At 70.5% G+C, this 12,069-nt stretch carries 11 protein-coding genes, 1 tRNA gene, 1 pseudogene and 1 riboswitch; all 13 genes and pseudogenes read left to right on the top strand.

Features of this window, described 5'->3' with window-relative positions:
* Positions 1–9 precede the first annotated feature (9 nt).
* A riboswitch (TPP riboswitch) is annotated at positions 10–118 on the top strand.
* Positions 115–756 (top strand): annotated as a pseudogene (thiE, locus tag O2L52_RS12160) (thiamine phosphate synthase); the annotation flags it as partial. It overlaps the preceding riboswitch by 4 nt.
* A gap of 203 nt (positions 757–959) precedes the next feature.
* Complete coding sequence (gene thiO, locus O2L52_RS12155; RefSeq protein WP_270115715.1) at positions 960–2,450, top strand: glycine oxidase ThiO; 1,491 nt, start codon at positions 960–962, stop codon at positions 2,448–2,450.
* On the top strand, positions 2,447–2,638 hold the full coding sequence (gene thiS / locus O2L52_RS12150) for a sulfur carrier protein ThiS (RefSeq protein ID WP_270115714.1): 192 nt from the start codon (positions 2,447–2,449) through the stop codon (positions 2,636–2,638). The genes thiO and thiS overlap by 4 nt, the downstream gene beginning before the upstream one ends.
* 2 nt (positions 2,639–2,640) lie before the next feature.
* On the top strand, positions 2,641–3,447 hold the full coding sequence (locus O2L52_RS12145) for a thiazole synthase (RefSeq protein ID WP_270115712.1): 807 nt from the start codon (positions 2,641–2,643) through the stop codon (positions 3,445–3,447).
* A complete protein-coding gene (gene thiD, locus O2L52_RS12140; protein ID WP_270115711.1) occupies positions 3,444–4,841 on the top strand; it encodes a bifunctional hydroxymethylpyrimidine kinase/phosphomethylpyrimidine kinase in 1,398 nt (465 codons plus the stop codon). The genes O2L52_RS12145 and thiD overlap by 4 nt, the downstream gene beginning before the upstream one ends.
* Positions 4,838–6,430 carry a phosphomethylpyrimidine synthase ThiC gene (gene thiC / locus O2L52_RS12135; RefSeq protein WP_270115709.1) on the top strand — a complete coding sequence of 531 codons (1,593 nt, stop codon included), beginning with the start codon at positions 4,838–4,840 and terminating at the stop codon, positions 6,428–6,430. Before thiD ends, thiC begins: the two co-directional genes overlap by 4 nt.
* Before the next feature lie 458 nt (positions 6,431–6,888).
* A complete protein-coding gene (gene rplM, locus O2L52_RS12130; protein WP_270115708.1) occupies positions 6,889–7,332 on the top strand; it encodes a 50S ribosomal protein L13 in 444 nt (147 codons plus the stop codon).
* A gap of 25 nt (positions 7,333–7,357) precedes the next feature.
* Positions 7,358–7,963, top strand: a complete 606-nt coding sequence (rpsI, locus tag O2L52_RS12125) for a 30S ribosomal protein S9 (RefSeq protein ID WP_373897030.1) — start codon at positions 7,358–7,360, stop codon at positions 7,961–7,963.
* A gap of 148 nt (positions 7,964–8,111) precedes the next feature.
* Entirely contained in the window at positions 8,112–9,440 is a 1,329-nt protein-coding gene (glmM, locus tag O2L52_RS12120) for a phosphoglucosamine mutase (protein ID WP_270115707.1), read from the top strand.
* A gap of 115 nt (positions 9,441–9,555) precedes the next feature.
* Positions 9,556–10,437, top strand: a complete 882-nt coding sequence (locus tag O2L52_RS12115) for a LemA family protein (RefSeq protein WP_270115706.1) — start codon at positions 9,556–9,558, stop codon at positions 10,435–10,437.
* A 75-nt stretch (positions 10,438–10,512) separates the two neighbouring features.
* A complete protein-coding gene (locus tag O2L52_RS12110; protein WP_270115705.1) occupies positions 10,513–11,181 on the top strand; it encodes a hypothetical protein in 669 nt (222 codons plus the stop codon).
* A 70-nt stretch (positions 11,182–11,251) separates the two neighbouring features.
* Entirely contained in the window at positions 11,252–11,935 is a 684-nt protein-coding gene (locus tag O2L52_RS12105) for a hypothetical protein (protein WP_270115704.1), read from the top strand.
* 57 nt (positions 11,936–11,992) lie between these two features.
* Positions 11,993–12,067: transfer RNA gene (locus O2L52_RS12100), tRNA-Gln, on the top strand.
* The last annotated feature ends 2 nt before the right edge of the window (positions 12,068–12,069 follow it).

Genomic DNA, 12,069 nt, shown 5'->3' with positions numbered 1-12,069 from the left:
CCGTAAACGAATAACACCCACGGGAGTCCGATGCATCGGGCTGAGAGGGGACTTGGTAGTCCCGACCGTCGAACCTGATCCAGATCATGCTGGCGCAGGGAGAAGGAGCTTTGCGTGCGCGCTACTCGTCTACCCCGGCTTCACGTCATCACCGACACCCGCCTTCTCAACGCGAATCCCGTTGGCCCACTCCACGATCCGATCGCCGCCACCGAGGCCGCCCTGGCGGCCGGGGCGCGGCTCGTCCAGGTGCGGCCCGAGGACCACTACACCGACCGGGCGGCTTTCGACCTCGCCACGGCGATCGCCGCGCTCTGCGGCCAGTACGGCGCGGTGTGCCTGGTCAACGACCGGGTGCACATCGCGCAGGCGGTCGGGGCGGACGGCGTGCATCTCGGCGCCGACGACCTCCCGATCGACGCCGCCCGCCGCATCCTGCCCGCCGCCTCGATCATCGGCGGCACCGCCCGCGATCCGGAATCGGCACGCGCGGCGCGGCGGGCCGGGGCGACGTACCTCGGCGTCGGGCCGGTGTGGGGGACCACCACGAAAACCGGGCTGCCGCAGTCGATCGGACTCGAAGGCCTGGCCGCGGTCTGCGAGGCCGTCGACCTCCCGGTGATCGCCATCGGCGGCATCACCGCCGAGCGCGCGGCGCTGTGCCGCGAGGCCGGGGCACACGGCGTGGCGGTCGTGGGCGCGATCGCGGCCGCTGCGGACCCGCACCGGGCGACGGCTGAACTCCTTGAGGCCGTGGGCGAGAGCTCCGTTGCGGGGCCGAGTGGAGCGCTTCGAAGTTCCCGAAGCGCCGGTTTTCCGGCGGACGAGCGCGCTGGAGTAGCCGGCGTTCGGAACACCGGATACGGAGTACCGGCCGCAAGCGAGGTTTTCGGAATCGGTTCGCAATACACCGGCGAACATCCGGATACCGACCTCCTTCGAGGGGTGGGCGAGGGCTGATGCGCATCGCCATCGTCGGCGCCGGATCCATCGGGCTCGCCGTCGCGTGGCGGGCCGCCCAGTCCGGTGCCGAGGTCGTCGTGCACGACCCCGACCCGGGCTCGGGCGCTTCGCGCGTGGCCGCCGGCATGATCGCGCCCGTCACCGAATCCCATTACGGCGAGGAAGCGCTCGGCCCGTTCATGGCCGAGTCGGCCGACGCCTGGCCCGGCTTCGCCCGCGAACTCGAAGCGGCATCGGGGCTTGCGATCGGCTTCCGCGATGTGCCGACGCTCGTCGTCGGCGTGGAGGACGGCGACCGCGCCGAAATCGACCGGCAGGCCGACCTGTACCGATTCACGGCCCGGGAGGTCGAGGTGCTCACGGCGCGCGCCGCGCGCAAGGTCGAGCCGCTCCTGAGCCATCGCGTGCGCGGCGGCGTGCTCGCGCCGGAGGACCGGGCGGTGGATCCGCGAGTAGTACATGACGCACTACTGGTCGCGGCCGAGCGTGCAGGGGTCGCGCTGCGGGCCGAGCAGGTTGATGACCTCGCGGCGCTCGACGCCGACCAGGTGGTCATCGCGGCCGGATGCGGATCGGCGAGATTCTTCGGTGCGGGTGCGGGTGCGGGTGCGGGTGCGGGTGCGGGTGCGGGTGCGGACCTGATCGGCTCGTTCCGCGACCGCGACGTGTGGCATCTGCCAGTGCGGCCGGTACGCGGCGCGGTGCTGCGGCTCCGGGCCGTCGGCGACCAGCCGGTCCCGCGAACCACCGTGCGCGGCTTCGTGAAAGGCCATCCGATCTACATCGTGACCCGCGAAAGCGGCGAAATCGTCGTGGGCGCCTCGAGCGACGAGCGCGGGTTCGACCGGCGCACCGGCACGGCCGGTGCCGTGTACGAACTGCTGCGCCGGTCGATCGAGCTCGTGCCCGAAATCGCCGAGTACCACCTCGCCGAAGTGAGCGTCGGCTTCCGCCCCGGCACCCCCGACAACCTGCCGCTCATCGGCCGCCTCGACAAGCGGACCGTGGCCGCGACCGGCCACTACCGCAACGGCATCGCACTCATCCCCGCGACCGCCGCCGCAGTCGCGGCCCTGCTCAGCGGGAACGAGAAGGCGGTCCCAGCAGCCTTCGACCCGCGCCGATTCGGTCAGGTCAAGGACCGGCGTCCAGACGACTCGCGACGGTTCGAGCGGCCGGAACTCCAGCACGCCGAATCCGTGCCGTCCGAGGCAGAACCCGCAATGCAGACCGAGGAGACCGGCAGGCGAACCGCTTCTGCGCTGCAGCCGCGCGCCGCAGAGCGACCCGCGGCCGGCACGCCGCGGCGTGGCGGACCTCGACTCTCGCGAGCGGAACCGGTGGCGGACGGCGGCCAGCGCCTCACAGGCCCGGCCGCCGCCGAAGCAACGATGCCCTCAGGAGCCGACGAACGCGTGGACCGCGAACCGACGACCGGCGCCGGTGCGGCCGAATCCACATCCACCCACGAGGAGGCTGATTCATGAAGATCGAGGTCAACGGCGAAGCGCGCGAGGGCATCGCCACCATCACCGACGCGGTCGCGGCCGTCACCGCCGCACGCCGCGGCATCGCCGTGGCGCTCAATGGGGAAGTCGTGCCGCGGTCCGAATGGGACCGTCCGCTCGCCGATGGCGACGCCGTCGAAGTGCTCACCGCGACCCAAGGAGGCTAGCCATGGACCAGCACACCACCGCCCGCATCGGAACCGCCCGCGACGCCGACCTGAAGATCGCCGACAAGACCTTCACTTCGCGACTCATCCTCGGCACCGGCGGCGCCGCCAACCACGCCCAGCTCGCCGAGGCGATCACCGCCTCCGGCACCGAACTCGTCACCGTCGCGCTGCGCCGCGTCGACCCCGGCGCTTCCGGATCCATTCTGGACGTCATCGAGCGTTGCGGCGTCGAACTCCTCCCCAACACCGCCGGATGCTTCACCGCCGAGCAGGCCGTGCGCACCGCCAAGCTGGCCCGCGAAGCGTTCGGCACCAACTGGATCAAGCTCGAGGTCATCGGCGACGAGGACACGCTCCTGCCCGACCCGGTCGAACTCCTCGACGCCGCCGAGACCCTGGTCGGCGACGGATTCACCGTGCTGCCCTACACGAGCGACGACCCGGTGCTGGCCCGCCGCCTCGAAGACGCCGGGTGCGCCGCGGTGATGCCGCTAGCCGCGCCCATCGGCACCGGCCTCGGCGTGCGCAACCCACACAACATGGCGCTGATCTGCGAGAACGCCAACGTCCCGGTCATCTGCGACGCGGGAATCGGCACCGCCTCGGATGCGGCCCTCGCGATGGAGCTCGGCTGCTCGGCGGTCCTCCTCGCCACCGCGGTCACCCGCGCCGCCGACCCCGCGCTCATGGCCGCCGCGATGCGCGACGCCGTCAGCGCCGGCCGGGCCGCCCGCCTTGCGGGACGCATCCCCAAGCGCCACTTGGCCAACGCCTCCTCGAGCTTCGACGGCATGGCCGACCTGTGAGCCGCGCGGAAACCGGAACGGGGCAGCCGCCCGTCGCCCTCACCATCGCCGGGTCCGACTCAGGCGGCGGCGCGGGCATCCAGGCCGACCTCCACACGTTCGCCGCGCATCGGGTGCACGGCACCAGTGTCGTCACCGCGATAACTGCGCAGAACACGCGCGGCGTCACCGCGGCCGAGTCGGTCGGGGTGGATCTGGTTCGGGCTCAACTGGACGCGGTCCTCGGCGACTTCTCGGTCGCGGCCGTCAAGACCGGGATGTTGGGTGGCGATGCGCTGCTCGCGCTCGTCGCGCAGTACGGCGAGGCCGGGCGGCTGCCGAGCCTCGTGGTCGACCCGGTGATGGTGACGACGACCGGCGACTCGCTGTTCGCCGGTGATCCGGCCGCGTACCTCGCGCGGCTCGGCCCGCTCGCGACTGTATTGACGCCCAACCTGATCGAGGCGCGACAGCTGCTAGGCCGCGAGATCACCACGGTCGATGACATGCGCGAGGCCGCCCGAGCCCTCGCGACCTACGGGCCACGGGCGGTCCTGGTCAAAGGAGGCCACCGAGAGGAGGACGCCAGCGGACCGGCGTCGTTCGGCGCCCCGCATGAAGACGAGCCGGCGAGCGGCGACCGCCGCGAGCGCGGCGGCGCTCGCGGTTCGGATGGACCCGGCGGAGCTCAAAACGGTCGTGTCGACACCGGCGGAGCCCGAAGCGGCCGTGTCGAGACCGGCGGCGCTCCGCGCCGCTCCGTCGAGACCGCCAGCGCTGCAGGTGATTCGGGTTCGGCGATCGACGTGCTGTGGTGCGACGGCGAGATGCGCGAACTCGCCGCGCCGCGCGTTGAGACCCGCAACGACCACGGCACGGGCTGCACGCTCGCCTCGGCGATCGCGGCCCGGCTCGCGCTCGGCCACCCACTGCCGCAAGCGGTCGCGGGCGCGAAGGCCTACGTCACCGAGGCGCTGCGGGCCGCGGCCGACTGGCGGCTGGGCCTCGGCCCGGGACCGGTCCACCACCATCATGCGCATTTACCGCCCGCGGCCATTGCCGAAGCTGCGCGCGGCGAGCTTCACCGGGACCCTGCCTCCCTCGGCCCACAGGCGTCGCTGTGGGGAAACGCCGGGCTTCGGCGCGACCGGCGGGCCGCGGCCTTCGTATTCCCGGCCCGCGTCGCCGTGGCGAAACGCCCTGCCGCTTCGACGGGATCGGCGGGTCGCAGCCCTCGCGCGGTCGTGTTCCGAAGCGCCGCTTGGTTTTCGGGGTCACGAAGGCGCCTCGGCCCGAGTGGCCCCCCGGATTCAACCCTGGCAGCAGGGTCTGACACTGCCGTGCCGCTCACGATTCGAACAGTGCGCGCGGACCGATCGAGTTTCACATCGAACCACTCCAAGGAGACAGCATGAACGCCAGAAGCAAGGTCTACGCCGAAGGCCCCACTCCCGACATCCAGGTGCCGTTCACCCAGGTCGAGCTGGCCGGGGGCGAACCGCCGGTGCGGCTCTACGACACGTCCGGGCCCGGGTCCGATCCCGAGGTGGGGCTGCCGAAGCTCCGCGAGGCCTGGATCGCCGAGCGCGCCCAGAACGCCGCGAGCAGGATCGAGCACGAGGGCAGGCAGCTCGACTGCCCCACCCAGCTCCACTACGCCAAGCAGGGCATCGTCACCCCCGAGATGTCGTTCGTCGCCGTCCGCGAAGGCCTCGAGGCCGAGTTCGTGCGGTCCGAGATCGCCGCGGGCCGCGCGATCCTGCCCGCGAACGTCAACCACCCCGAGACCGAGCCGATGATCATCGGCAAGAACTTCCTCACCAAGATCAACGCGAACATCGGCACGTCCGCCGTCTCCGACTCGGTCGCCGCCGAGGTCGAGAAGCTCACCTGGGCCACCAAGTGGGGCGCGGACACCGTGATGGACCTGTCCACGGGCAAGCACATCCACGAGACCCGCGAGCACATCATGCGGAACTCCCCGGTCCCGATCGGCACCGTCCCGCTCTACCAGGCCCTCGAGAAGGTCAACGGCGACCCGGTGAAGCTCAACTGGGAGGTCTACCGCGACACCATCATCGAGCAGGCCGAGCAGGGCGTCGACTACATGACCGTCCACGCCGGGGTCCTCCTGCGGTACGTCCCGCTCGCGGCCCGCCGCGTCACCGGGATCGTCTCCCGCGGCGGCTCGATCATGGCCGCCTGGTGCCTCGCCCACCACGAGGAGAACTTCCTCTACACGAACTACCGCGAGCTCTGCGAGATCTTCGCGAAGTACGACATCGCGTTCTCCCTCGGCGACGGCCTGCGCCCCGGCTCCATCGCGGACGCCAACGACGACGCCCAGTTCGCCGAGCTCCGCACCCTCGGCGAGCTCACCCACATCGCGTGGGAGTACGACGTCCAGGTCATGTGCGAGGGCCCCGGCCACGTCCCGATGCACAAGATCAAGGAGAACGTGGACCTCCAGCAGGAGCTCTGCGGCGAGGCCCCGTTCTACACGCTCGGCCCGCTCACCACCGACGTCGCGCCCGCCTACGACCACATCACCTCCGCGATCGGCGCGGCCATGATCGGCTGGTTCGGCACCGCGATGCTCTGCTACGTGACGCCGAAGGAGCACCTGGGCCTGCCCAACCGCGAGGACGTCAAGGAAGGTGTGATCGCCTACAAGATCGCCGCCCACGCCGCCGACCTCGCCAAAGGCCACCCCGGCGCGCAGGCCTGGGACGACGCGCTCTCCAAAGCCCGCTTCGAGTTCCGCTGGCAGGACCAGTTCAACCTCTCGCTCGACCCCGACCGGGCCCGCGAGTACCACGACGAGACCCTGCCCGCCGAACCCGCGAAGACCGCGCACTTCTGCTCCATGTGCGGCCCGAAGTTCTGCTCCATGAAGATCAGCCAGGAGCTGAAGGCATACGCGGAGCAGGGCATGGCCGAGAAGAGCGACGAGTTCACCGCCTCCGGCGGCAAGGTCTACCTCCCGGTCGTCGAAGCGAGCTGACCCCGGGGCGGCCGGCGGCGCCCGTCGGCCGGATGCTCCGCTGGTGGGGGGCCGGTATCGTGCGACGATCCATCGGCCCCCCGCGCGGCCCCCGAACCCCCAACCGGTGTCGCCGAGGTCACCGCCTGGTCCGGCCCGTCGCCGAGCAGGCCGCCGCCGCGCCCGGACCCGCGCTCACGTTCGACGGGACTCCCGCGCTGAACGGCTGTAGCCGAGGTCACGGCGGCCGCCTTCAGGGGGGCCGCCACCACCGCGTAGACTTGGCAGCTGTTGTTCGAGTGCCTTCGCACCGGGCCCGCTAACGGCCCGCAAGCTTCACCGCGAAAGCACTGTCCAACGAATCCCACGCCCGCGGCCCAGCGCCGCGGAGCGCGCCGATCACGGCCCAGGGGATTCAGGCGGTCCCGCCCTCATCTGCGGGATTCGTTCCACACCGACAACGAAAGCTAGGTAAACCTGTGCGCACGTACAGCCCTAAGCCGGGTGACATTGACCCGCAGTGGCTCGTGATCGACGCGACCGACGTGGTGTTGGGCCGGCTCGCGACGCACGCTGCCGAACTGCTCCGCGGCAAGCACAAGCCGACCTTCGCACCGAACGCGGACACCGGTGACTACGTCATCATCGTGAACGCCGAGAAGGTCGTGCTGACCCGGAACAAGCTCCAGACCAAGAAGGCCTACCGCCACTCCGGCTTCCCGGGCGGACTCAAGGAGAAGTCGTACGCCGACTTCATGGAGAAGGCCCCCCACAAGGTCGTCGAGAAGGCCGTCTTCGGCATGCTGCCGAAGAACAAGCTCGGTCGCGCCGTGTCCAAGAAGCTGAAGGTTTACGCGGGTCCTGGTCACCCGCACACCGCCCAGCAGCCGAAGCCGTACGAGATCAAGAAGATCGCGCAGTAGGCGCGGGCGGAGAAGGAGCAACCACATGACTGACGAAACCCAGGTCCCCGAGACCACCGAGACCCCCGAGGTCCCCGAGGCTGTTGCAGCCGCGGAGGCCCCCGAGGCCGCTGAGGCCGAGGTCGTCGAGACCCCCGCCGACGTCGCCGAGGTCGCCGAAGCCCCCGCCGACGTTCCCGTCGTCGAGGTCCCCGCCGATGTCGCCGCCGCGCCGTCCGTGCCGAGCATCCCCGTGGTGCCGTCCGACCGCGCGATCCAGACCGTGGGCCGCCGCAAGCGCGCGATCGCCCGCGTCCGCCTGGTCGCCGGCACCGGCAAGTACGTCGTCAACGGCAAGACCCTCGAGGACTACTTCCCGAGCAAGGTCCACCAGCAGACCGTCGCGGAGCCCTTCGTGACCGTCGAGGCCGGCGACAACTTCGACGTCCTGGTCAACATCAAGGGCGGCGGCGCCACCGGTCAGGCCGGCGCGCTCCGCCTCGGCATCGCCCGCGCCCTGCTCGAGGTCGACCCGAACATGCGCCCGGCCCTCAAGGCCGCCGGCTTCCTGACCCGCGACGCCCGCGAGAAGGAATCGAAGAAGTACGGCCTCAAGAAGGCCCGCAAGGCACCGCAGTACTCGAAGCGCTAGCACGCCTTCGCCGCCCCCGGCGAAGCTTGCGAGCCGCGAGTTTCACGGAGGCGGCGAACGCGCTAGTCTGCACAAGCGACGGGGCTGCCGAGGAGGACATCCTCGGCAGCCCCCGTTTTTTTATGCCACAACGATGGGAAGCCACACCGTGTCACGACTGTTCGGCACCGACGGCGTACGGGGGCGGGCGAACGCCGACCTCACGCCCGACCTGGCACTTCGCCTCAGCATCGCCGCCGCGCGAGTCCTCGGCGCGGTCGACCACCGCCCCGTCGCCGTCATCGGCCGCGACCCGCGGGCCTCCGGCGACATGCTCGCCGCCGCCAGCGCCGCCGGCCTCGCCGCGGCCGGCGTGAAAGTCATCGACCTGGGCATTCTCCCCACGCCCGCGGTCGCCCACCTCACGGCCCTGACCGGCGCCGACTTCGGCGTCATGGTCTCGGCCTCGCACAACCCCATGCCGGACAACGGCATCAAGTTCTTCGCGGCCGGCGGCCGCAAGCTCCCCGACGAGGTCGAGGACGCCATCGAGGCGGCCATGGACGACCCCGCGCCGCTGCCGCAGGGCGACGGCGTCGGCCGCATCGCGCGCTCGGTCGACCCGGTCGAGTCGTACATCGACCACCTGGTCGCGGCCTGCCCGCACACGCTCGACGGCATCAAGGTCGTGCTCGACCCGGCCAACGGCGCGGCCACCGGCGCGGCACCTGAGGCCCTGCGCCGCGTGGGCGCCGAGGTCATCACGATCAACGCCGACCCCGACGGGCTCAACATCAACGAGGACTGCGGGTCCACCCACATGGGCGGGCTGCGCGCGGCCGTCGTCGAGCACGGCGCGCACGCCGGTATCGCGCTCGACGGCGACGCGGACCGCTGCCTCGCGGTGGACGCGAACGGCGCGGACGTCGACGGCGACGCGATCATGGCGATCCTGGCGCTGGCGATGCGCGAGGCCGGGCAGCTGCGCGGCGACACGCTCGTCACGACGGTGATGAGCAACCTCGGCCTGCACCAGGCGATGGGGGCGGCCGGGATCAAGCTCGAGGTCACCGGAGTGGGCGACCGCTACGTGCTCGAGCGCATCGGCGAGGGCGGCTATTCGCTCGGCGGCGAGCAGTCGGGGCACATCATCGTCTCCGACCACGCGACCACGGGCGACGGGACGCTCACGGCGATCCTGCTGCTGGCGCGCATGGCCGCTACCGGGAAGTCCCTGGAGGAGCTCGCCTCCGTGTTCACCCCCGCGCCGCAGGTGCTGGTGAACGTGCGGGTGACCGACAAGTCCGTGATCGACCATGCGGACGTGCGCAGCGCGGTGGCGCTGTGGCAGGCGAAGCTCGGCTCGGACGGCCGGGTCCTGCTGCGGCCTTCGGGCACTGAGCCGCTCGTCCGGGTCATGGTCGAGGCTTCGGAGGAGCCGGTGGCGCAGTCGGTGGCGGCGGAGCTCGTCGCGGTCGTCGAACACGCGATGGGCTGATTCCGACCATATCGTTCAGCAACGGGAGGGCACCGCTTCCGGCGGATCCCACAGGCCGTCACACGGCTTTGAGCGGTGCCCTCCCGTTGGCATAGATGCACTAAGCTCACGCTCTATGGACAACCCAATCGTCTGGATCCTGATCCTCCTGCTGCTGATCGGCCTGATCCTGGTGTTCGCCGCCCTCGGCGGCCGCAACAAACTGGTGCGAATGCGCAACATCACCCAGGAGTCTTGGGCGCAGATCGATGTCGAGCTCCAGCGCCGGTACGACCTGCTGGACAACCTGATGTACGTGGTGCAGCAGGCCGCGGGCTCCGAGAACGCGACGCTGCGGCAGGTCGCCGAGGCGCGCGCGATGGCCATGCAGACCCGGCAGGACCCCAGCGCGGGCCACGCCCAGCAGGGCCAGGCCGAAGGCCAGCTCGGGAACGCCATCCGCGGCGTGATCCACATGCAGGAGTCCTACCCCGCCCTGCAGACCAACCAGAACTTCCTCCAGCTCCAGCAGGAGATCACCGAGACGGAGAACCGCATCGCGGCTCCGCGCCGGTTCTACAACGCGAACGTGCGCGAGTACAACACCGCGCTGCAGGTCTTCCCCGGTTCGATCTCCGCGAAGATGGGCGGGTTCAAGCCCGAGGAGTACTTCGAGCTCGACAACCCGGCGGCCCGCACGGCCCCGAAGATGCGCGACATGGGCCAGCCCGCCTACATGCAGCAGCCTCCGGTCCAGCAGCAGATGCCGCCGCAGCCCGCGCCCGGCCAGATGCCGCCCGGCTACGGCCAGCCGCAGCAGGTCGGCTACCAGCAGCAGCCGCCGCAGCAGCCCGGTTACGGGCAGCCCGCCCCGCAGCCCGGCTACGGCCAGCAGCCCCAGCCCGGCTACGGTGCCCCGCAGCCCGGTTACGGCCAGCCCGCGCCCCAGCCCGGTTACCCGCAGCAGCCCCAGCAGCCGCAGCAGCCCGGTTACGGCCAGCAGCCCTACGGCCGGTAGTCCCGGCGCCTGCTCCACCGGCGAAGCTTGCGAGCCGTGCCCCAGCCCTGAACGCCCGTAAGAAGGAAACACCCCGTGTCTAACTCCAGCGGCGACCTGCCGTGGTGGGCCTACGTCCTCTGCCTGATCGTGGTCGGTGTCGGCATCTACTTCGCCTGGCGCGCCAGGCAGAAGAAGATCGCGATGTTCCGGGCCTGGGCGGCCCAGTACGGATTCCACTACGAGCCCAGCGACAACTCGGTGACCGGCCTGTCCACTGAGGAGCCGTTCAACGTAGGCCACTCCCGCAAGGGCATCGACGTCTTCCGCGGCATGTACAAGAACGTGCACATCGTGTTCTTCCAGTACCAGTACACGACCGGCAGCGGCAAGGAAGCGCAGACGCACACCCACCAGGTGGTGGCGATCGGCCTGCCGACCGCGCGGCCGCTGCTGGACATCAGCCAGGAGAACTTCCTGACCAAGCGGTTCGCGAAGGACATCGACTTCGAGAACCAGGCGTTCAACGACATCTTCCGGATCAAGTCGCCGAACCGCCGGTTCGCGTACGACATCATTCACGCCCGGACCATGGAGTGGATGCTCCAGGACCAGCGCGCGCGGTCGTACTCGTGGCGGTTCGAGGGGCCGTGGCTCATGACCTCCCGCTCGGGCGCGCTCAAGCTCGAAGAGGTCTTCTTCTACGCGGACTTCCTGATCGACATCCTCGGACAGGTGCCCAGACACGTGTGGGCGAACAACTGAGGGCCCGCCGGGCCGCGTCGGACGACGCGGCCCGGCGGCGTCTCCGCACCCGGGCGGCGAAGGAGGCAACGTGACGGCAGCCCTCAGCGGCGTGGTGATCTCCGTGCTCGCCCTGGTGTGCCTGGGGATCCCCGGCGGGGCCATCGCGATCGCGATCGTCTACTCGCGGCGGTCGCGCCAGCGGCACATCGCGCAGCTCGCGGCCTGGGCGGCCCACTACGGCTTCCAGTACTGGCCGCGGGACCAGTCGGCGCTGGGGCTCTCGCGGCACCCGCCGTTCACCACCGGCAGCGGCCACGAGGCGCTCGACGTCCTGCGCGGCACCTTCCGCGGCGTGCACCTGCACTGCTTCCAGCTCCGGTACCACGTCAGCAGCGGGGACTCCACCAGCACGCACGACTACCAGGTGGTGGCGATCAGCCTCCCCGCGATGCGGCCGCTGCTCGACATCGCGCACGAGAACGCGCTGAGCCGGCGGTTCGACAAGGACATCACGTTCGAGAACCGGGCGTTCAACGACAGGTTCAAGATCGCCTCGCCCAGCCCGAGGTACGCGCACGACGTGATCCACCCGCGCACGATGGAGTGGATGCTCGCCGACCCGCGGGCCCGCACGATCCGCTGGCGTTTCGAGGGGGCGTGGCTGATGACGTTCCGGCCGGGCGGGCTCAAGCCGGAAGAGATCTTCTACTACGCGGAGTTCCTGCACCAGGTGCTCGACCAGGTCCCGAAGCACGTGTGGTCGGACGGGTAGCGCCCCGGCGGGTTGCTAAGATTGCTCGCGCGGGTCGCTGAAAAGCGCTGCCCGCGATGGCCCGTGGTGTAATTGGCAACACTACTGATTTTGGTTCAGTCATTTCAGGTTCGAGTCCTGGCGGGCCAGCCAGC

The sequence above is a fragment of the Glycomyces algeriensis genome (assembly GCF_027622855.1).
Lineage (GTDB): Bacteria > Actinomycetota > Actinomycetes > Mycobacteriales > Micromonosporaceae > Glycomyces > Glycomyces algeriensis.
Note: the sequence above shows the minus strand (reverse complement) of the source record. Positions and strands in the feature narration are given on the sequence as shown.